The following is a 20,528-nucleotide window of genomic DNA, read 5'->3' on the forward strand; positions in this document are numbered from 1 at the left end:
CTGCTCGTTCTCGGCTTCGGTGAGCGCGCGCACCTGCGCGGCGAAGTATGCGCCGCCCGACGAGAACGCGTCGAGCACCCGTGCGTCGAGCGAGTCAGGCGGCACCTCGTCGTCGGGAGGCGGCAGGGTGAGCCCCACGGCGTCGGCCGGATGCAGCGCGATCCAGCCGTCGCGTCCCGGCAGCGATCCGTGGCCCGACCAGAGCACCTCGCCGGTCGCGGTGAGCTCGTCGAGCATCGCCGGCGCGTAGTCGCGCACCCGGGAGGGCAGCACGAGGGACTCCCACGCGCTCGCCGGGATCGGCGCCCCGGCGAGCTGCTCGATCACGGCGAGCGTCCCGTCGATCCCCTCGAGCGGCCGGGCGAGGTGCTGCCAGGCCGGCAGGAACCGGGCGAAGGCCTCGGGCGGCACCGGCTCGACGCTGCCGCGGATGGCGGCGAGCGACCGCATCCGGAGACGCCGGAGCACCTCGGTGTCGCACCATTCCGTCTCATCGGCGCGCGGCGCGCGTGTCTCCGGCAGGAAGAAGCCGCTCGTGACGCGGCCGGACGCCTCGAGCCGCTGGAGCGTGTGCCGCGCGACCGCGACGCCCACGCCGAACCGTTCGGCCACCGCGTCCGCCGTGAACGGGCCGTGCGTGCGCGCATACCGCGCGACGAGGTCTCCGAAGGGGTCGGGGAAGGGCTCGAGGAACGCCTGCGGCAGACCGACCGGAAGCGCCGTTCCCAGGGCGTCCCGCAGCCGCCCGGCATCCTCGATCGCGGCGATCCGGGTCGCGCCGGCGATCGTGACCCGGATGGCGCGGCGCGCCCGGACGAGCGCCTCGGCGTGCGCGGACGCCGTCGCCGGGCTCGCGGCGCGCTGGCCAGTGGTCGCGTCGGCTCCCTCCGGAGCCGGAGCCGGAGCCGGGCCCGGCTCCGCGCCGGGGCCGGCGGTGACGGGATTCGGGGATGTGACGGTATTCGGGGCGGATGCCGCCAGAGCATCCGAATCTCGTCGATTCTCCGAATCCGGTGGCTCTCCAGGAGCCGGCGACCCTCGGCGATCGGCCGAGCCTTCCTCCGGGGTGTCCTCGGCGCGCAGTCGAGCGGCGATCTCGGCGTCGTCGAGAGGGCCGAGCAGACGCAGCAGGTCGGCCACGCCCTCGAGGCCCTTCGCCCGGCGCTCGGGATCGAGGCGCTGCGCCTCGCGCTCGAACTGCTCGATGACAGCGGGGTCGAGCAGCTCCCGCATCTCGATCTTGCCGAGCAGCTCCGACAGCAGCGCGGGATCGACCGACAGAGCGGCCGCCCGCCGCTCCGCCAGCGGCGAGTCGCCCTCGTACATGAACGCGCCGACATATCCGAAGAGCAGGTCGCGGGCGAAGGGCGACGGCTGCGTCGTCGTCGTCTCGACGAGGCGGATGCGGCGGTCCGCGATCTGCCGCGCGATCCGGGTGAGGGCCGGCAGATCGTAGACGTCCTGCAGCACCTCGCGCAGCGTCTCGAGGATGATCGGGAACGTCGGATGGCGACGGGCGACCTCGAGCAGCTGCGCCGACCGCTGCCGCTGCTGCCAGAGGGGGCTGCGACGGTTCGGGTTCGTGCGCGGCATCAGCAGGGCCCGCGCGGCGCACTCGCGGAACCGGGAGGCGAACAGCGCGGAGCCGCCGACCTCGTCGGTCACGATCTGCTCGAGCTCGTCGGCGTCGAACACGAACAGCTCCGCACCGGGCGGATCGGCGGTCGCGTCCGGAATGCGCGCGATGATGCCGTCGTCGCTCGCGACCGCCGATCCCTCGACCCCGAGGCGCTCGCGGATCCGGGCGTTCACGGCCAGGGCCCAGGGTGCGTGCACCTGCATGCCGTACGGGGAATGCAGGATGACGCGCCAGTCCCCGACCTCGTCGCGGCTGCGCTCGACCGTGAGCTGGCGGTCGCTCGGCACGGACCCGGTGGCCTCGCGCTGCTCGGCGAGGTACGCGAGCAGGTTGTCCTGTGCGCGCTCGTCGAGGCCGGCGTCGGCGAGCCGCTCGTGCGCCTTCGCCGGCTCGGCCGCCGACACCTCGCGGGAGAACCGGCCGAGGGCCTCGCCGAGCTCGGCCGGGCGTCCGATGCCGTCGCCGTGCCAGAACGGCACCTTTCCGGGCTGGCCGAACGCGGGCACGACGTTGACGCGGTCGTGGGTGATCTCGACGATCCGCCAGCTCGTCGTGCCGAGCGTGAACACATCGTTCACCCGCGACTCGTAGACCATCTCCTCGTCGAGCTCGCCGACCCGGGCGTTCTGCGTCTGGCCGGCCACGAACACGCCGAACAGCCCCCGGTCGGGGATGGTGCCCCCGCTCGTGACCGCGATGCGCTGGGCGCCGGGGCGACCGGTCAGCGTGCCCTGGTCGCGATCCCACACGAGGCGGGGCCGGAGCTCGGCGAACTCGTCGGAGGGGAACCGCCCGGCGAGCAGGTCGAGCGTCGCCTCATAGGCGGAGCGCGGCAGAGTGCGAAACGGTGCGCTGCGCCGCACGGTCTCGAACCAGTCCTCGACCTCGATGGCGCCGAGGGCGGAGGCGGCGACGGTCTGCTGGGCGAGGATGTCGAGCGGGTTCTGCGGCACGCGGATCGCCTCGATCTGGCCCGCCAGCATCCGCTCGGTGACGATCGCGGTGTGCAGCACGTCGCCGCGGTGCTTGGGGAACAGTGCCGCCCGGCTGGTCTCACCCACCTGGTGGCCCGCGCGGCCGATGCGCTGAAGGCCGGATGCCGCGGACGGCGGCGCCTCGACCTGGATCACGAGATCCACCGCGCCCATGTCGATGCCGAGCTCGAGGCTGCTCGTCGCCACGACGCAGCGGAGGGCCCCCGACTTCAGCTCGTCCTCGACGATCGCGCGCTGCTCCTTCGAGACCGACCCGTGGTGCGCCTTGGCGAGCACGGGCTCGGCGCCGGCGGTCGCACCCGCCTGTGCCATGAGCTCCGCCGGAACGGTCTTCTCGGGCAGATCGAGTCCGAGTCGCTCGCTGTAGATCTCGTTGAGCCGCGCGGTGAGCCGTTCGGCGAGGCGCCGGGAGTTCGAGAACACGATGGTCGACCGGTGCTTCAGGATGCGGTCGACGATGGCCTCTTCGACGTGCGGCCAGAGCGATCCGGTCATCTCGGTGCTCTCGGGACGGGACGCCGACGGGGTGAACCAGTCGCCGTCCCCGTCGTCGCTCTCACCTGAAGGCCGTGGCGGAGGCGGCGGCTCGCCCGGGGGCGGCGGCGGATGCAGCATGTCGTCGACCGGCACCACGACCGTCATGTCGAAGGCCTTGGTCGCCCGGGGCGCGACGATCTCGACCGGGGCGGCACCGCCGAGGAAGCGCGCGACCTCGTCGATCGGCCGGACGGTCGCCGACAGTCCGATGCGCTGCGCGGGCTTCTCGAGCAGGGCGTCGAGACGCTCGAGGCTGACCGCGAGGTGGGCGCCGCGCTTGGTCGCCGCGACCGCGTGCACCTCGTCGATGATGACGGTGTGCACGTTCCGCAGCGTCTGACCCGCCTGGCTCGTCAGCATCAGGTAGAGGGACTCGGGCGTCGTGATGAGGATGTCGGGCGGATCGGTGACGAGCTTGCGACGGTCGGAGGACGACGTGTCGCCCGAGCGCACGCCCACGGTGACGGCGGGCGCTGCGACGCCGAGTCGACGCGCGGACTGGCCGATCCCGACGAGCGGGGAGCGGAGGTTCCGTTCTACGTCGACGCCGAGCGCCTTCAGCGGCGAGATGTAGAGCACGCGGGTGCGCGCCGCATCCGTCTCGCGCCTCGCGCGCTTCGCGCCGTGTGACTCGGGAGGAGCGGGCGGCTCGGCCTGTCGTTCGCGGAAGACGCTGTCGATCGCCCAGAGGAACGCCGAGAGGGTCTTGCCCGAGCCGGTCGGTGCGACGACGAGGGCGTGCCGGCCGTGCGAGATGGCCGTCCAGGCGCCCGCCTGCGCGTCTGTGGGGGCGGCGAAGGCGCCGCGGAACCAGTCCTGCGTGGCAGGGGAGAACCGGTCCAGCACATCCTTCACCCGACCATCATCGGGGGTGCCTCCGACATCGGGGCCGGGATTGCGCTCAGGGCGCACACGGGGCGGGGCCCTTCGTGGGAGGGCGAGAGCCCGGTCGTTGAGCCAGCGAAGCGAGACGAAGCGGGAGAATTGCTCCCTCAGTCGTCGGACGCATGGGGCCGGTGACGGCTGCTGTGCCCCGATGAAGCGGTGATACCGCCTTCCATCCGACGGCTGAGGGCGCCCTGCGGGTCAAGCCGGCACGCTCGCCGCAGGCGCGGACGCCCGGCTGCCGTCCTCGCCGGGTCCGGTCTCTTCGGCGGGGATGCGGATGCGGCGGGGGTGTGCGGAGGATCCGACGATCCGGTAGGGGACCGAAGGCGCGGCGCCGCCCTCGGACATCGCCGGCGAGGTCATGGAGGGCGAGGATGATGCTGCGGACAGCGAGACCTCCGCATCTGTACTCGTCGCCTCCGACGTGACCGCATCCGTCGTCGACGAGGCATCCGCGCCACCGGCGTCCTGCGCCGAAGACATCGCGGGCGCCGAAGACGCTGTGGGCGCCTCGATCAATGCGTTGCGGACGATCTGCCGGGGATCGTACCGGCGCGGATCGAGGCTCTGCCACTGCGCGCGGTCCAGGGGGATCCCGGTCTCCGCCTCGGCCTGCGTCCGCGCCGCCTCGAAGGTGCTGCGCAGCGAGCGGACGACGTCCGCCAGCGTCCGCGCATAGCCGGGGAGCCGCCGCGGACCGATGACGACGGCGGCGATGATCAGCACGAGCACGAGCTTCTCAGCGGTCAATCCGAACACGGTGGTCTCCTGAGGGTGTGGGCGGCGCGGCGGCATCTCGCGCCGCCCTGCGTTCGAGACGGCGATCGTGAAGGTGTGCGATCGCGAGCGCACCGCCGAACAGCGCCGCCATCGGGATCGCGACGAAGAACATCGACAGCACGTCCGCCGCGGGTGTGGCGATGGCGCTGAACACGACGATCGCGACGACCGCGACTCGCCAGCCCCGGGCGATCGTGCGGGCCGGGAGCACTCCGAGGAGGTTCAGCAGCACGAGGAAGACCGGCAGTACGAAGGCGATCCCGGTGCACAGCACGATCTTCATGACGAAGTCGACGTAGTACGACGCCTGCAGCAGCGAGCTGTCCTCGGTCGAGGCGAAGCCCGCCAGCAGCTCCACCATGTGCGGGAACAGCAGGAACCCGGTGAGGCAGCCGGCCGCGAACAGCGGCAGGGCCGAGAAGAGGAACCCGAACGTGTACCTCTTCTCGCGCCGGGTGAGCCCGGGGGCGAGGAAGGCGAACAGCTCGTACAGCCAGACCGGGCTCGAGACGACGACGCCGGCGAACAGGGCGATCTTGAGCTTCAGGTCGAACGCGCCGGTCACGCTGTCGTAGTTGAGGCTCGCGGTGCGGGTCTCGGCGAGTTCCGCGATCGGCGTGCGCAGGACCTCCAGGATCTGATCCGACAGGAGGTATCCGGCCACGACGCCGATCGCGACGGCCACCGCCGCGCGCAACGCCCTCGTGCGCGCCTCCCGTGCGTGCGCCGCGAGCGGCATCCGCGTCGGCGCGGCGGTGGCGGTGGTCATGACCCGGTGTGCCCGGGCGCGGTGTGCCCGGGCGCCGAGATCGCGGTCAGGCGACCGCTCTGATCCGGCGCGGCAGCCGGTGCGGTGGCGTCCGCATCCTGGGCCGCCGGGTCGACGGTCTCGGATTTCAGGATGCGGACGGACTGGCCGACGCTCTTGGCGAGCGCCGGGAGCTTGGCGGCTCCGAAGACGAGGAGCACGACGGCGAGGATGATCAGCGCGTGCCATCCGGTGAGGTTCTGCAGCATGGGTGTGGTCCTAACGGGTCGGGTGGAAGGGGATCAACGGCCGGGGCCGCCTCCCTGACCGCCCCCCGACGGAGCGGCGGAGAGGGAGGGAGTCGTCGTCGTGTCGACGCGGACGACCAGCGAGACCGCGTAGCCCGACGTGGCGTCGCCAGTGACGGTGGCCATCTGCAGCGCGCCGCCGTCCTCGCCGAACACGTTGTCGCTGTCGAGCGTGACCCCCGACAGGTTGCGGCTGGACCCGCTGTACTCGGACAGCGCGTAGACCGTGTTGCAGACGTCCTCCGGGAGGGCGACCTGCGAGGTCGCGATCGCGTTCGTGGCGTCGGTGATCTGGTCGACGTCGGGGTAGACCTCGAAGTGGATGTGCGGCCAGCGGCCGGTGTAGCAGGCCGGGAAGATCGAGGTGAAGGTGACCGTTCCCGTGCTGTCGGCCACCTGCACGCCGCGGAGGTACGTGACGTCCTCGAGGCCGTCGGAATACATCGAGTATCCGCCCTGGGCGTCGCAGTGCCAGGCGTAGACGGCGACGTTCTCGAACGGCACGTCGTCGTTCGCCATGTCGAGGATGGTGAGCGAGAAGGTCATCGGCACACCCTCGGCGGTGGCGCCGCCGTCGATGCTCGAGCGGATGTCGCTGCGCACGATGCCGGACTGCTCGAGCACATCGACGCCGTTCGAGCCGTCGGCCGGATAGGGTCCCGCCGTCTCGTCGGGGATCTCGCCGGCGGGCAGCGTGCCCGTCGTGGTCGAGGTGGCGCTCGGGCTCGGCGTCGCCGTGGCGGTGGACGTGGAGGTGCCGCTGCTGGACGACGCGGCGGGCGCGCACGCGGCCAGCACGGCGGCCCCCGCCCCGAGCCCGACCAGGCTCAGCACGCCGCGGCGGCTGATCAGAGTGCGGATGTCGAACGGCGCGCCCTGGTCGACGACCTCCTCGTCGACGCGGTCGAGCAGGCGGCCTTCGTAGGCGGGTCCTTGGGGGGTCTGTTCCGGTTCGGGGATACGGGTCATGATCGGCTCCAGAGGGTCGGCTTCGTGTGCACCAGCATCCGTGATCGACCCGTCCCGGGGCTTTGTCCCTGCTATGCCCTTCCTATGTGCCGTTCTCCACGGGTCGGTCTCTGCGGCTCGGCCTGCCTGCCACGTGCCCTCCCGCTCGCGTCCTCTATGCCTCGTTCGCCGTGTCGCGCGAGGTCTCCCGCATCCGGCCGTCGCGGAGCTCCAGGGCGAGGTCGAGTCCCAGGCGGTCGAGGAACGCGTCGTCGTGGCTCACGACGATCACCGCGCCTCGATACCCCCGCAACGCGTCGACGAGCTGGTCGACGGTGTCGAGGTCGAGGTTGTTCGTCGGCTCGTCGAGCACGAGCAGCTGCGGCGGCGGGTCGGTGAGCAGCAGCTGCGCCAGCGAGACCCGGAACCGCTCTCCGCCCGACAGCACGGCGACGGGGCGATCCACGGTCGCGCCGCGCAGCAGGAACCGCGCGAGCCGATCACGCAACTGCGCCGTCGGTGCGTGCGGAGCAGCCCTCTGCACGTTCTCGAGCACCGACGCGGCGTCGTGGAGCCTGTCGAGACGCTGCGGCAGGTAGCCGACGCGCTCGGTGTGCGCCGTGCCCCGTGCCGCAAGCAGGACGTCTGCCGGACGCGGCGCGCCGTCGCCGCTGTTCGGCGCGGGCCGCGCCGTGCTGCGGCTGGAATGTCCTGCATCCTGAACGGTGTCTCCGAGCGAGGCCCGAACGGCATCCCCGGACGAGGACTCCGCGCTCGAGGCGCCGCGCACGAGACGTTCCAGCAGCGTCGTCTTGCCGGTGCCGTTCGGGCCCACGATCGCGACGCGTTCAGGGCCCTGCACGACCCAGGTGCGCTCGCCGTCGCCGAGCGTGGCGATGCGCCGGCCCGCGGCCACGGCCGGGTCGGGCAGATCGATGCGCACGGAGTCGTCGTTCCGGATGCGGTGTTCCGCGGCCGCGAGGGCGGACCGCGCCGTGGCCTCCCGGTCCTCGACGAGACCTCGCAGCCTGCCCGCCGACACCTGCGCCGCGCGCTTGCGCCCGCCGGCGACGATCCCCGGCACCCGTTTCTCGGCCTGCGCCTTCTTGCCGACCTGCGCGCGGTGGGCGAGCTTCGTCTCGGCCTCGATCCGTTCGCGCTTCTCCCGGCGCACCGCCTGCGCGGCGGTGCGCTCGGCCTGGCGGGCGGCATCCTGCTCGGAGTCCACCCAGGCGCGCCAGCGCGTGTAGCCGCCGCCGAACGTGGTGAGCGCGTCGTCGTAGAGCTCCGCGGTGTCGTCCATGAGGTCGAGCAGACCCACGTCGTGGCTGACGACGACGAGGGAGCCGTGCCATCCGCGGACCATCTCGCCGAGCCGTGCGCGGGCGTCGCGATCGAGGTTGTTCGTCGGCTCGTCAAGGAGCGTGATCGCCGCCCGGCGGGCGCGGACTCCGGCGACGGCGACGAGGGTCGCCTCGCCGCCGGAGAGCTCCGACACCGAGCGGTCCAGGGCGTCCGGCGGCAGTCCCGCGTCCGCGAGCGCGGCGACGGCGTGGGCCTCGACGTCCCAGTCGTCGCCGATCACGTCGAACCAGTGCGGGCTGACGTCGCCCGACTCCACGGCGCGCACGGCCGCAAGCGTGTCGGCCACGCCGAGGAGATCGGCGACCGGCCGGTCGGCGTCGAGCGTCAGCCGCTGCGTCAGCATGGCGACGTCGCCGACGGTCGACACCCGTCCGGACGTCGGGGTCAGCGATCCCGCGATGAGATGCAGGAGCGTCGACTTGCCGGAGCCGTTGCGGCCGACGAGGCCCGTGCGATCCGCGCCGAACGTACCGGAGACGTCGTGCAGCGCCGGGGTGCCGTCGGGCCACGAGAACGAGAGGCGGTCGAGGACGACCGCGGGCAGAGGAGCGGGCATGGTGCCTCCGGGATGTCGGTGGAAGCACTGACACCCGGGCGCCCGCGATGCGGGCACGGTGGTCGACGGGGTCAGCGCGTGGTCGCGGAGCCGTCGAAGGAGATCACCGGTAAAGGCCTTTTCGCTCAAGAACAGGAACCATCACGATATCCCGGATGCGGCTCGCCCGACAGGGCAGCGACACCGATTCGTCCGGCTCGGTTTCGTCCGGGTCGGTTTCGTTCGGCTCGGCGCGGAGGGTGGCGAAAGTGCCGTTCACCTGTCGCCTCCGGTCGCCGAGACCGGCAGGACGCGACAGGTGAGCCGGACGAAGGAGTGCACCGCGTCCCTTCGTCTCGGAGCTGTGCTCCTCGCTCAGGGACCGAGAAGACGGGGCTTTCGAGTCAGGACGGCGGGGCGGAGAGCCGATCGAGCTGCTTCTCGAGGAACTGGCGGACGTCGGCCAGTTCCTCCGCGGACACGCTGTGCGCGAGCCCCGGATAGACGCGTCCGCTGAGGTCCGCGTGAGCGGGAAGCCATTCGACCGTGCGCGTGACGAGCGGCTCGGGGATCACCTCGTCATGGCTGCCCCGCCCCCAGAACACCGGCGGGCGTCGCTCGGCGAGCACCGTGTCGCCCGGCAGCACCCCGGGCGCGGCGTAGCCGCTGAGGTTCACGGCGAACGCGAACCGCTCCGGATGCAGCCGCAGCGCCTGCAGGGCGACCGCACCGCCCTGCGAGAACCCGAGGAGCGCGACGGCGGGGGCCTCGGTGCGCGCGTCGATCCACTCGGCCAGGCGCTCCGCCGCATCCGTCACCCGCTGCGGGTCCCGTCCGTCGAGACCCTCGATCGGGTACCAGGAGTAGCCGGGGGCGGGCCACGAGGGCGCGAGGGGCGCGCGGACGGCCGCGTAGGCGAACGTGTCGGGAAGGTGCGGGACGAGGCCGAAGAGGTCGCGTTCGTCGGAGCCGTAGCCGTGCAGCAGCACGAGCAGAGGCTTGCCGGCGGGAGAGCCGGCCGACCACAGGACGACGTCGTCGGCGAGGGCATCGGTGAGGTTCACCGCACCATCCTGACACCGGCCGCGGACACCCGCCAGGGATCGGGCACCGCCGGCGCGCAGACGACCGGGGAGAGCCGGTGGGGTATACAGGACACATGCCGGTTCGTACTCCCGATCCCGATCCGAACGAGCCCGAGGACGACAGCGCCGAGCGCGACCCCTTGGGTCTCGGCGGGAGCGCGGGCGGTTCGCTGCCCGGCAGCGCCTCGAACCCCGCGTGGCTCAGCGACGTGGAGCTGGCCGAGATGCGCCGGCGTCTGCCGATGCTCTACGTCGAGGCGATCCCGGTGCGCACCGACGGGCTCGGCCAGGTGACGCAGGTCGGCATCCTGCTGCGCGCGACGCCGCTCGGCGAGATCACCCGCACGATCGTGTCCGGGCGCGTGCGCTACGGGGAGACCGTCCGCGACGCGCTGTTCCGACACCTCGAGAACGACCTCGGCCCTATGGCGTTCCCGCTGCTCCCGCCGTCGCCGACGCCTTTCACCGTCGCCGAGTACTTCCCGATGCCGGGGCTGAGCGCGTTCCACGACGACCGCCAGCACTCGGTGTCGCTCGCGTACGTCGTGCCCGTGACGGGCACGTGCGAGCCGCGCCAGGATGCTCTGGAGGTGACGTGGATGGAGCCGTCGGAGGCCGCATCCGACGCGCTCGCCGCGGAGATGGAGGGCGGACGGGGCAGCCTGGTGCGTCTCGGCCTCGCCTCGGTGGGCGCGCTGCGCTGATCCCGGGCGGGCGCGGCGCCCACGGAGCGGGTTCCGCGCCCCTTCGTCTCGGAGCTGTGCTCCTCGCTCAGGGACCGAGAGCGGAGACCTTCGGGGCGGACTCTCGGCTCAGCTTCTCCGCGCCCCTGGCGGGGCACTCCGTGGGGTGGGGAAAGTCCAGGCAATGCGCCTGTTCAACAGAACCGGGGCGGGGAGACTTTCGGGTCAGCGGCCGGGGTCGCTGACGACCGACGAAGGAAGCGAGATCTCCCCACTCCGGGGAGACTTTCGGGTCAGGATGCGGAGGTCTCGCGGGCGATCGCGGCGACGAACGCGTCGACGTCGTGCTCGGTCGTGTCGAACGAGCACATCCAGCGCACCTCGCGGCGCGCCGCATCCGATCCGCTCCAATCGTAGAAGCGGAAGCTCTCGCGCAGGCGATCCGCGACCACGCCGGGCAGTGTCGCGAAGACGCCGTTGGCCTGCGTGGGCTGCGTGAACGCGACGCCGCGCACCGAGCCGTCGGCGAGCCCCGCCTCGACGCCCCCGCGCAGGCGCTGCGCCATCGCGTTCGAGTGACGCGCGTTCCGGAGCCACAGGTCGCCCTCGAGCAGCGCCACGAGCTGCGCCGAGACGAAGCGCATCTTCGAGGCGAGCTGCATGTTGAGCTTGCGCAGATACGTGAGTCCTGCGGATGCGGCCGGCTCCAGCACGACGATCGCCTCCGCGCCGAGCGCGCCGTTCTTCGTGCCGCCGAAGCTCAGCACATCGACGCCCGCGTCCCGCGTGAAGGCCGCCAGCGGCACGTCGAGGGAGGCCGCGGCGTTCGAGATCCGGGCGCCGTCGAGGTGCAGCCGCATCCCGTGCCCGTGCGCGTGGTCGGCGAGGGCGCGGACCTCGTCGGGCGTGTAGAGCGTGCCGAGCTCGGTCGACTGCGTGATGGACACCACGAGCGGCTGCGCCCGATGCTCGTCGCCCCATCCCCACGCCTCGCGGTCGACGAGCTCGGGGGTGAGCTTGCCGTCCTCGGCCGGCACAGTGAGCAGCTTCATGCCGCCCACGCGCTCGGGGGCGCCGCCCTCGTCGACGTTGATGTGCGCGGACGAGGCGGCGATGACCGCACCCCAGCGCGGGAGCATCGACTGCAGCGCGGTCACGTTCGCGCCGGTTCCGTTGAAGACGGGGAAGGCCTCGACACCCGCGCCGAAGTGCTGCGCCAAGACGTCCTGCAGGCGGGCCGTGTAGACGTCCTCGCCGTAGGCGATCTGGTGGCCGCCGTTCGCAGCCTCGATCGCCGCGAGCACCTCCGGGTGCACGCCGGAGTAGTTGTCGGAGGCGAAGCCGCGGACGGCGGGGTCGTGGAGAGTGGTCACGGACATCCAATCTAGCCACGTCGTCTCCGGCCGGGTCGTGGAGCTGCGTCCCCGGCACAGGAGGACTGCCCGAATACAGGACGATCCCGCGCCGATCGTCCTGTTCCGGAGCAGACCTCCTGTCGCGGGCAGGCCGCCGCACCTCGCGGGCCGGCCGCAGCCGTCAGTCCGCAGCCGTCAGTCCGCAGCCGTCAGTCCGCAGCCGTCAGTCGCTGCCGCGGATGCCCTCGGTCGAGGCGATCACGGGGCGCATCTTCCGCTCCAGCGCCTCGTAGAACATCGACAGCGGGAACTCGTCCTCGCGCACCTCGTCGGTGAAGCCTGACGGCGGTCCCGCGAGCACCTCCTCGGGTAGCCCCCGCGCCCAGCGCGAGGCCGGATGCGGCGTCAGCACGCCGCGCACGAGCTCGTAGGCGGCGAGCCAGTGCGCCGTCTTCGGCCGGTCGATCGACTCCCAGTAGAGCCGGTCGATGGCGTCGGCGAGGGCCACGACCGCATCCGGCACCTCATCCCAGTCGATCGTGAGCCGCGTGTCGGTCCAGTGCAGCACGTCGTGCCGGTGCAGCCACGCGAACAGCAGCTGACCGCCGAGCCCGTCGTAGTTGCGCGCCCGCGACCCGGTGATCGCGAACCGGAAGATCCGGTCGAACACCACCGCGTACTGCGCGAGTCGCGCGTGCTGCAGCATGTCCCGCTCGGCGGCGCTGAGCTCGTCGCCCTCGTCGAGGCGGGCCTGCAGGCGGGCGCGGATGCGGACGCACTCCCGGAACGCGGTCAGATCGCAGCGCAGCTCCTCCAGCGCGTAGAGGAAGTACGGCATCCGCTGCTTGATCATGAACGGATCGAACGGCAGATCGCCGCGCATGTGCGTGCGGTCGTGGATGATGTCCCACATCACGAACGTCTGCTCGGTGAGCGCCTGGTCGGTCAGCATCCTGGCGGCGTCCTCGGGCAGGTCGAGCTTCGTGATCTCGGATGCCGCGGCCACCACGTGCCGGTAGCGTGCGGCCTCGCGGTCCTGGAAGATCGCTCCCCAGGTGAACACCGGCACCGTGGAGCTCGCGACCGTCTCGGGAAACAGCACGGCGGAGTTCGTGTCGTACCCCGGGGTGAAGTCCACGAGCCGGAGAGAGACGAACAGCCGGTTCGTGTACTCGGCCTCGAGGGCGGCGATGAACTCCGGCCAGACGACCTCGACCAGCACCGCCTCGACGTAGCGGTCGCGGGACCCGTTCTGCGTGTACATCGGGAACACGACGAGGTGCCGGAGACCGTCGACGCGGTGCTGCTGCGGCTGGAACGCCACGAGCGCGTCGAAGAAGTCCGGCACGCCGAACCCCTCGGCGCTCCAGCGCAGGAAGTCGCCCACGAGCGCCTCGAGGTACCCGGCATCGTGCGGGAACCGCGGAGCGAGTTCGCGGATCGCGCTCACGATCGTCTTCACCTGCATCCGCGCGGCGGGGATGTCGTCGTCGTCCGGCACGGAGCCGTCCTGCATCTGGAGCCCCTGCAGCGCGATCGCCGCGTCCTTCAGCGCGAGCCAGGCCGGGTCCTGCTCGACGCCGCGCGCGAGGCTCTGGGCGTCCTCGACGACCTCGGGCTCGCCGACGATCGCCTTGTGCTCACGGATGGGGTGTGCGGCGCTGATGGACATGGGGAACCTCCGATCTGCGAGGCCAGGCCGGGACATCCGGCGCGGATTGCTTACGACGCCAGGGTAGCCGCCCGCATCCTGCTCACCCAGGGTTGCGCGTGGCCGATTCGCGAGCGGAGCGCCGCGGTGGGATGTGGACGCTGGCATCGGGACTGGCGGGAGGCGCCCGCAGGCCGCCGGGGGCATGCGGCCGCATCCCACCGCGCCGCCTAGCGGGCTTGGGTGCGAGAACGCCCCCCGTGTCTATGCGTTCTGCGGAAAGCCCAGGTTCACGCCCGCGTGCGAGGGGTCAAGCCAGCGGCTCGTGATCGCCTTCTCCTGGCTGAAGAAGTCGAAGCCGTGCGGACCGTAGGCCTTCGCGTCGCCGAAGAGCGATGCCTTCCACCCGCCGAACGAGTGGTACGCGACGGGCACCGGGATCGGCACATTGACTCCCACCATCCCGACCTGCACCTCGCGCTGGAACCGGCGTGCGGCCCCGCCGTCGTTCGTGAAGATCGCCGTGCCGTTGCCGTACCGGCTGCCGTTGATGATCTCGAGGCCGTCCTCGTACCCGGCGACGCGCACGATCGACAGCACCGGGCCGAAGATCTCGTCGGTGTACACGGCCGAGTCGAGCGGGACGCGGTCGATCAGGGTGGGGCCCAGCCAGAACCCGTCCGCCGCGCCGTCGACCTCGACCCCGCGCCCGTCCACCACGACCGTCGCGCCGTCGGATGCGGCGACGTCGAGGTATCCGGCCACCTTGTCGCGGTGCTCGCGGGTGATGAGCGGGCCCATGTCGCAGCCGCGGGTGCCGTCGCCGGTGCGGAGGGTCGCCATCCGCTCGGTCACCTTCGTCACGAGCGCGTCGGCGATCTGGTCGGTCGCGAGCACGACCGACACGGCCATGCAGCGTTCGCCGGCCGAGCCGAAGCCCGCGTTCACGGCGGCGTCGGCGGCGAGGTCGAGGTCCGCATCCGGCAGGACGAGCATGTGGTTCTTGGCTCCGCCGAGCGCCTGCACGCGCTTTCCGTTCGCGGCCGCCCGCTGGTAGATGTACTGGGCGATGGGCGTCGAGCCGACGAACGAGATCGAGCGGACGTCGGGATGGTCGAGCAGTGCGTCGACGGCCTCCTTGTCGCCGTTGACGACTGTGAGCACGCCGTCGGGGAGCCCCGCTTCGCGCAGGAGCTCCGCGAGCCAGATCGAGGCGGTGGGGTCCTTCTCACTCGGCTTCAGCACGACGGCGTTGCCCGCCGCCAGCGCGATCGGGAAGAACCAGAGCGGCACCATCGCCGGGAAGTTGAACGGGCTGATGATGCCCACGACCCCGAGCGGCTGTCGCACGGTGTAGACGTCGACGCCGGTCGAGACGTTCTCGGAGTACGAGCCCTTGGTCAGGTGCCCGACGCCGCAGGCGAAGTCGACGACCTCGAGGCCGCGGGCGATCTCGCCGAGGGCGTCCGAGAGCACCTTGCCGTGCTCGGAGGTGAGGATCTCGGCGAGCTCGTGTTTGCGGGCGTTGAGGAGCTCCCGGAACGCGAACAGCACCGAGGTGCGCTTCGCGATCGAGGTGTCGCGCCATGCCGGCCAGGCGGCGGCGGTCGCGGCGACGGCGGCGCCGACATCCGCGGCGCTCGCCAGCCGTACCTCCTTCTGCACGGCGCCGAGCGCGGGGTTGTAGACGGGCGCGGTGCGGGTCGATTCGCCCGGCCAGGCGGCTCCGCCGACCCAGTGGTCCAGTGTCTCGCTCACGTTATCTCTCCTTGTCTCACGTCTTCTTTCGTGAACCGGATGCAGCGCCGCATCCGGTTGGGGTCTGCGCGGGGTGGTCGTCCGACCAGCACTACAGCGCCGCGAGAGCGGCGTCGTAGATCTCGACCGCCTCCGCGACGTCGTCGTCGGTGACGACACAGGGCGGAACGACGTGGATGCGATTGTCCTGCACGAACGGCAGCAGGCCGCGCGCGAGCAGGTCTTTCTTGAGTGCGCCCATCGCCGCCGCCGGCAGGGGCTCGCGGGTGGCGCGATCGGCGACGAGCTCGAGAGCCCAGAAGACCCCCTCGCCGCGCACCTCGCCGATCACCTCGTGCTTCTCCCCGAGCGACCGCAGCGCCGGCCCGATCACCTCCGCCCCCACGCGCCGTGCGTTCTCCACGATGCCCTCGGACTCCATCGCGTCGAGGGTCGCGACGATGGATGCGGCAGCCAGTGGATGGCCGGAATAGGTCAGGCCGCCGGGGAACACGCGCTCGTCGAACGTCGCCGCGATCTCGTCCGAGATGATGACGCCGCCGACCGGCACGTAGCCGGAGTTGACGCCCTTGGCGAAGGTGATGAGATCCGGCACGACGTCGTGCCCGTGGAAGGCGAACCAGCGGCCGGTGCGGCCGAAGCCGGCCATGACCTCGTCGAGGATGAGGAGGATGCCGTAGCGGTCGCAGATCGCCCGGACACCCGCGAGATACCCGGGAGGCGGCACCATGATGCCCGCCGTGCCGGGGATCGACTCCAGGAGGATCGCGGCGATGCCGCTCGCGCCCTCGGCCTGCACGACCCGCTCGAGGTGGTGCAGCGCACGCGCGGTCTCCTCCTCGGGGCTGGTCGCCCAGAACTCGGAGCGATACAGATACGGGCCGAAGAAGTGCACGTGCCCACGTGCGTACTCGTTGGGGATGCGGCGCCAGTCGCCGGTCGCGACGATCGCCGCACCCGTGTTGCCGTGGTACGAGCGATAGCGCGAGAGCACCTTGTCGCGGCCCGTGTGCAGTCGAGCCAGGCGGATGGCGTTCTCATTCGCGTCGGCGCCGCCGTTGGTGAAGAACACCTTCGAGAACCCTTCCGGCGCCCGGGCCACGATGCGCTTCGCGGCCTCGCCGCGGGTGAGGTTCGCGGTGGAGGGGGCGATCGTGGCGAGAAGCTCCGCCTGCTCGCGGATGGCGTTCACGACCGCCGGATGCTGATGCCCGATGTTGACGTTCACCAGCTGGCTGGAGAAGTCGAGGTAGGTGCGGCCGGCGTGGTCCCACACCCGGGTGCCGAGCCCGCCCGCGATCACGAGCGGATCGAGGGCGGCCTGGGCGGACCACGAGTGGAACACGTGCGCGCGGTCGAGGTCGTGGGTGAGGGCGTCGAGCCCGGGGCCGTCGGTCATGGGAGGTTCCTCGTCTTTCGCGTCGTCGCGGGGTGACGGTCGGGCGGGCCGTGCCCGCCCGACCGTCGGGCGGACTACTGTCCGCCCTCCTGCAGGGTGACCTCGATCGGCGAGAAGCTCTCGCCGGTGAGATCGAGTCCCGAGTCCTCCAGGTCCTCCAGCGCCTTCTGGATCCACTCGTTCGAGTATGCGCTCGCCGGCGGCTCCTCGGTGATCAGGTGCGCACCCGTCTCGTTGACCGCGGCCAGGGCCCCGGCCACCGTCTTGTCCCACGCGGCCTCGTCGATGATCCCGATGCCGTCGGGGGACGGCCAGATGAGCTTGTTCGTCTCGTTCACCATCCAGAGCTCGTGGCTCGGGCCCCATCCGGAGCCGGCGGCGATCGTGATCTCCGAGGCGGCCTCGGGGTCCTCGGCGGCGTACGCCCAGCCCTTGATGACGGCCTTCAGGAACGCGACCGTCGTCTCCTGGTACTCGGTGTCGCTCTCGAGGCGCTCGGTGTCGGCCCAGATGGCATCCTGGAGCATGGCGCCCTCGGTGTCCTCGTAGTCGATGACGGCGAAGTCCTCGGGCGTGTAGAGCTCGCCCGTGTCGGGGTCGACCGTCTCGAGCAGCTGCGCGTACTCGTTGTAGGTCATCGCCTGGGCCGCGTCGATGTCGCCCTGCAGGAACGCGTTCATGTTGAAGTCCTGTGTGATGATCTCGACGGTCGAGGCGTCCAGGCCCTCGGCGGCCATCGCGGCGAAGATCTCCCACTCGTTGCCGAAGCCCCACGACCCGATCTTCTTGCCCTCGAAGTCGGCGACCGACGTGATGCCCGAGTCGGCCCAGGCCACCTGCAGGGTGCCCGAGCGCTGGAAGATCTGCGCGATGTTGGTGAGGTCCGCCCCGGCCTCGATCGAGCCGAGCACCTTCGGCACCCAGGCGATGGCGTAGTCGACGTCCCCGTTGGCGAGCGCGTCCTGGGGCACGATGTCGCCGCCCGACGGGATGATCTCGACGTCCAGTCCCTCCTCCTCGAAGAAGCCCTGGTCGACGGCCGCGAAGTAGCCGGCGAACTGGCCCTGCGGCAGCCACTGCAGCTGCAGCTTCACCGGGGTGAGGTCGCCGTCGGCGTCGGCCGACGAGCCCGAGCCGCTCGAGCCGCCCGAGCAGGCGGCGAGAACGAGGGCGCCGACGGCGGCGAGCGAGGCTGCCGTGAGCATGCGGCGTGTGCTGTGTCTCATGTCGTTCCTTTCATGTGCGGTGGTGCATTCCGGCGCCCGGGTGGCGTCAGGACGGGAAGGGGCTCAGCGGGGGCGGCGGACCGCCAGGCGCTCGAGCAGCAGGGCGACGACGTAGAAGAGGAGCCCGAGCAGGATGGCCGCGAACACGTAGGCCCATGCGCGCGCGTAGGCGCTCGTGGCGGCGGAGGTCGAGATCATGGCGCCGAGACCGCCGCGGGGGCCGCCGAAGTACTCGGCGACGAGCGCGGAGATGACGGCGAGCGAGGACGCGAGCCGGATGCCGGTGAAGACGAACGGCACGGCCGTCGGAAGGGTCACGGCGCGCAGCACGTGCCCCGGGCTCGCGGCGTATGCGCGCATCAGGTCGCGGTGCACGGGCAGCACCTGCCGGAATCCGCGGAGGGTGTTGACGAAGACCGGCACGAAGGAGGCGAGGGCGGCGATGGTCTGCCGCCCGACCTGGCTGTCGGCGCCGAACATCGAGTTCAGCACCGGTGCGAGCGCGACGATCGGGATGACCGCGAGCCCGGCGACGACGGGGGCGCTCATCATGTCGAGCACCCGCCACCGGGCGGCGAGGGCGGCGAGGCCGATGCCGAGGATCGATCCCACGACGAGCCCGACGAGTGCGTTCGTCCCGGTGGTGAGGGCGGCGGCGCCGATCGCGGGCGCGAACGCGGCGAACTCGGCGGCGATCGCCGCAGGGCTCGGGAGCAGGTAGTCGCTGACCCCGCCGACGGTCACCAGGATCTGCCAGAGCGCGAGCACGAAGACGCCCACGAGCACGGGCGCCGCGACGCGCAGCCAGGCGCGGTCGCGTGCGGGCCCCGCCGCGACCGCGGCCATCACCGGTTCTCCACGCCGCGGGGCGCGTGGCTGCCCTGGTGCAGCGCCTCGCGTACGGCGGTCACCATCGCGAAGAACGTCTCGTCCTCGCGCAGCGCCTCGGTGCGCGAGGACGTGCTCTCGAGTCGCATCGGCACGATCTCCTGGATCCGGCCGGGACGCGGCGACATCACGACGACCCGGTCGGAGAGGAACACCGCCTCCGGGATCGAGTGGGTCACGAACACGACCGCGGCGCCCGTCTCGGCGCAGATGCGCACGAGCTCGGTCTGCATCCGCTCCCGCGTCATCTCGTCGAGCGCGCCGAACGGCTCGTCCATGAGCAGCAGCTTGGGTCGTTCGGCCAGGGCGCGGGCGATCGCGACGCGCTGCTGCATCCCCCCGGAGAGCTGGTCGGGATAGCGGTCGCCGAAGTCCGACAGGCCGACCATCTCGAGCAGCTCCGCGACCCGTCCGGCGCGGCCCCGGTCGCCGTGCAGCTCGAGCGGCAGCGAGACGTTGCCGGCGACCGTCCGCCAGGGGAGCAGGCCCGCCTGCTGGAACGCGATGCCGTAGTCCTGGTCCCGGCGCGCGCGGCCGGGCGGCTTGCCGAAGACCGAGATCGACCCGCTCGTCGCCTGGTCGAGATCGGCGATCAGGCGCATGAGCGTCGACTTGCCGCATCCGGACGGTCCGATGAGGGAGACGAACTCGCCCGCGGCGACCTCGAGGTCGATGCCCTGCAGCGCATGCACTTGGCCGCTCCGGGTCTCGAAGGTCTTGTCGACCCCCGTGACCGTGACGGCCGGGGTGCCCGGCACGATGTCCTGTGTCACGCGTTGTCCTCTCCGCGTCGGTAGTTCTTCAGCACCACGCCCAGGAGGGCCACGGAGCCGGCGGCGACCAGTCCGAGCAGGATCGCTCCGAAGATCGGTCCCCAGGGCTTGGCCGGGTCGCCCGAGGCCTGCCCCGCGTACTGGATCAGGATGCGGCCGATGCCGCCCTGGAGTCCCGTCGACACCTCGGCGACGACCGCGCCGACCACGGCGCCGGCGGCTCCGAGGCGGAGGGCCGGGATGAGGTAGGGCACGGCGGCGGGGAGTCGCAGGCGCAGGAGCGTCTGCCACGAGCTCGCGGCGTAGGTGTGCATCAGCTCGGTGTGGATGCGGTCGGGCGATTGGAGCCCGCGGAGCGCGCCGACGGCGACCGGGAAGAAGGCGAGGTAGCTGGCGATGAGCGCGACGCTCATCCAGTCCGCCCACTGGAACGCGCCGATCTCGACCCGCGACCCCCAGCTCTTCACGATGGGTGCGAAGGCGATGAGCGGCACGGTCTGGCTCAGCACGATCCACGGCAGCAGCGCCCACTCGGCCAGCCGCCACCGCTGCATCAGCAGCGCGAACGCGAAGCCGACGACGATGCCGACGAGCCAGCCGACGGCCGCGATGCCGAGGGTGACGAGGGAGGCCAGCAGCACCTCGAGCCAGAGCGGCTTCGCCGACGGTGAGGAGGTGACCGGCTCGAGCAGTCGCGCGGCCATCTCCCACACGTGCGGCATCGCGAGGTCGGTCGTGCGCGGCAGCACGCGCAGCCCCCCGATCACCACGCCGTCGGCCGGGCCGAGCAGCTTGTAGAGCTCCCACAGCACCGCGATGGCGAGCACGCCGGCGATGCCGTACGCCACGGGCCGCAGCATTCCCCGCCCGCCCGGGCGACGGCGCCTCGGACCCCGGCGTCTCGCGGTCCCGTCCACGTCGGCGACTCCGACGGCGGGGGCGCCGGGCTCGGGCGAGGCGGGCGTGG

The 20,528-nt window shown here is 71.8% G+C and carries 17 protein-coding genes; 1 reads left to right on the forward strand and 16 read right to left on the reverse strand.

The genetic code is table 11. The annotated features are described in order from the left end of the window. From GVL03_RS06260 to GVL03_RS06295, 8 genes are all read right to left on the reverse strand, one after another. Positions 1-4,026: DEAD/DEAH box helicase (locus GVL03_RS06260; RefSeq protein ID WP_159500139.1), on the reverse strand; the 4,026-nt coding region annotated here is incomplete at its 3' end. 231 nt (positions 4,027-4,257) lie between these two features. Next, positions 4,258-4,818, reverse strand: a complete 561-nt coding sequence (locus GVL03_RS06265) for a hypothetical protein (RefSeq protein WP_159500140.1) — start codon at positions 4,816-4,818, stop codon at positions 4,258-4,260. Next, positions 4,799-5,608, reverse strand: a complete 810-nt coding sequence (tatC, locus tag GVL03_RS06270) for a twin-arginine translocase subunit TatC (protein ID WP_159500141.1) — start codon at positions 5,606-5,608, stop codon at positions 4,799-4,801. The genes GVL03_RS06265 and tatC overlap by 20 nt, the downstream gene beginning before the upstream one ends. Then, entirely contained in the window at positions 5,605-5,856 is a 252-nt protein-coding gene (locus tag GVL03_RS06275; RefSeq protein WP_159500142.1) for a twin-arginine translocase TatA/TatE family subunit, read from the reverse strand. The genes tatC and GVL03_RS06275 overlap by 4 nt, the downstream gene beginning before the upstream one ends. Before the next feature lie 33 nt (positions 5,857-5,889). Further along, on the reverse strand, positions 5,890-6,864 hold the full coding sequence (locus GVL03_RS06280) for an intradiol ring-cleavage dioxygenase (protein ID WP_159500143.1): 975 nt from the start codon (positions 6,862-6,864) through the stop codon (positions 5,890-5,892). Between the two features lie 154 nt (positions 6,865-7,018). Further along, entirely contained in the window at positions 7,019-8,764 is a 1,746-nt protein-coding gene (locus GVL03_RS06285) for an ABC-F family ATP-binding cassette domain-containing protein (protein WP_159500144.1), read from the reverse strand. 103 nt (positions 8,765-8,867) lie between these two features. Beyond that, entirely contained in the window at positions 8,868-9,023 is a 156-nt protein-coding gene (locus GVL03_RS06290; RefSeq protein WP_159500145.1) for a hypothetical protein, read from the reverse strand. Between the two features lie 124 nt (positions 9,024-9,147). After that, complete coding sequence (locus GVL03_RS06295) at positions 9,148-9,807, reverse strand: alpha/beta hydrolase (protein WP_159500146.1); 660 nt, start codon at positions 9,805-9,807, stop codon at positions 9,148-9,150. Positions 9,808-9,902: 95 nt separating this feature from the next. On the opposite strand from GVL03_RS06295, the gene GVL03_RS06300 reads away from it, so the two are divergent. Continuing rightward, the gene (locus tag GVL03_RS06300) at positions 9,903-10,532 is read left to right on the forward strand and encodes an NUDIX hydrolase family protein (RefSeq protein ID WP_159500147.1); all 630 of its coding nucleotides are present in this window, start codon (positions 9,903-9,905) and stop codon (positions 10,530-10,532) included. Positions 10,533-10,804: 272 nt separating this feature from the next. Here GVL03_RS06300 and GVL03_RS06305 read toward each other — a convergent pair whose 3' ends face one another. From GVL03_RS06305 to GVL03_RS06340, 8 genes are all read right to left on the reverse strand, one after another. After that, the gene (locus tag GVL03_RS06305; protein WP_200847079.1) at positions 10,805-11,890 is read right to left on the reverse strand and encodes a low specificity L-threonine aldolase; all 1,086 of its coding nucleotides are present in this window, start codon (positions 11,888-11,890) and stop codon (positions 10,805-10,807) included. 199 nt (positions 11,891-12,089) lie between these two features. Continuing rightward, complete coding sequence (locus tag GVL03_RS06310) at positions 12,090-13,538, reverse strand: DUF6421 family protein (protein WP_159500149.1); 1,449 nt, start codon at positions 13,536-13,538, stop codon at positions 12,090-12,092. A 243-nt stretch (positions 13,539-13,781) separates the two neighbouring features. Further along, complete coding sequence (locus GVL03_RS06315) at positions 13,782-15,275, reverse strand: CoA-acylating methylmalonate-semialdehyde dehydrogenase (RefSeq protein WP_159500150.1); 1,494 nt, start codon at positions 15,273-15,275, stop codon at positions 13,782-13,784. A 91-nt stretch (positions 15,276-15,366) separates the two neighbouring features. Beyond that, complete coding sequence (locus GVL03_RS06320) at positions 15,367-16,674, reverse strand: aspartate aminotransferase family protein (protein WP_159500151.1); 1,308 nt, start codon at positions 16,672-16,674, stop codon at positions 15,367-15,369. Positions 16,675-16,748: 74 nt separating this feature from the next. After that, positions 16,749-17,900 (reverse strand): ABC transporter substrate-binding protein, encoded by a 1,152-nt coding sequence (locus GVL03_RS06325; protein WP_159500152.1) that lies wholly within the window; start codon positions 17,898-17,900, stop codon positions 16,749-16,751. Between the two features lie 63 nt (positions 17,901-17,963). Further along, the gene (locus GVL03_RS06330; protein ID WP_159500153.1) at positions 17,964-18,746 is read right to left on the reverse strand and encodes an ABC transporter permease; all 783 of its coding nucleotides are present in this window, start codon (positions 18,744-18,746) and stop codon (positions 17,964-17,966) included. Beyond that, the gene (locus GVL03_RS06335) at positions 18,746-19,561 is read right to left on the reverse strand and encodes an ABC transporter ATP-binding protein (RefSeq protein ID WP_159500154.1); all 816 of its coding nucleotides are present in this window, start codon (positions 19,559-19,561) and stop codon (positions 18,746-18,748) included. Before GVL03_RS06335 ends, GVL03_RS06330 begins: the two co-directional genes overlap by 1 nt. Continuing rightward, positions 19,558-20,421, reverse strand: a complete 864-nt coding sequence (locus tag GVL03_RS06340) for an ABC transporter permease (protein WP_159500210.1) — start codon at positions 20,419-20,421, stop codon at positions 19,558-19,560. The genes GVL03_RS06335 and GVL03_RS06340 overlap by 4 nt, the downstream gene beginning before the upstream one ends. Positions 20,422-20,528 lie beyond the last annotated feature (107 nt).

This window comes from Microbacterium sp. 18062, assembly GCF_902706225.1.
Lineage (GTDB): Bacteria > Actinomycetota > Actinomycetes > Actinomycetales > Microbacteriaceae > Microbacterium.

Coding starts and splice junctions, on each gene's coding strand:
- tatC (WP_159500141.1), bottom strand. CDS start 5,608: ATGACCACCGCCACCGCCGCGCCGACGCGGATGCCGCTCGCGGCGCAC.
- GVL03_RS06275 (WP_159500142.1), bottom strand. CDS start 5,856: ATGCTGCAGAACCTCACCGGATGGCACGCGCTGATCATCCTCGCCGTC.
- GVL03_RS06280 (WP_159500143.1), bottom strand. CDS start 6,864: ATGACCCGTATCCCCGAACCGGAACAGACCCCCCAAGGACCCGCCTAC.
- GVL03_RS06285 (WP_159500144.1), bottom strand. CDS start 8,764: ATGCCCGCTCCTCTGCCCGCGGTCGTCCTCGACCGCCTCTCGTTCTCG.
- GVL03_RS06300 (WP_159500147.1), top strand. CDS start 9,903: ATGCCGGTTCGTACTCCCGATCCCGATCCGAACGAGCCCGAGGACGAC.
- GVL03_RS06305 (WP_200847079.1), bottom strand. CDS start 11,890: ATGTCCGTGACCACTCTCCACGACCCCGCCGTCCGCGGCTTCGCCTCC.
- GVL03_RS06310 (WP_159500149.1), bottom strand. CDS start 13,538: ATGTCCATCAGCGCCGCACACCCCATCCGTGAGCACAAGGCGATCGTC.
- GVL03_RS06320 (WP_159500151.1), bottom strand. CDS start 16,674: ATGACCGACGGCCCCGGGCTCGACGCCCTCACCCACGACCTCGACCGC.
- GVL03_RS06325 (WP_159500152.1), bottom strand. CDS start 17,900: ATGAGACACAGCACACGCCGCATGCTCACGGCAGCCTCGCTCGCCGCC.
- GVL03_RS06330 (WP_159500153.1), bottom strand. CDS start 18,746: ATGGCCGCGGTCGCGGCGGGGCCCGCACGCGACCGCGCCTGGCTGCGC.
- GVL03_RS06340 (WP_159500210.1), bottom strand. CDS start 20,421: ATGCTGCGGCCCGTGGCGTACGGCATCGCCGGCGTGCTCGCCATCGCG.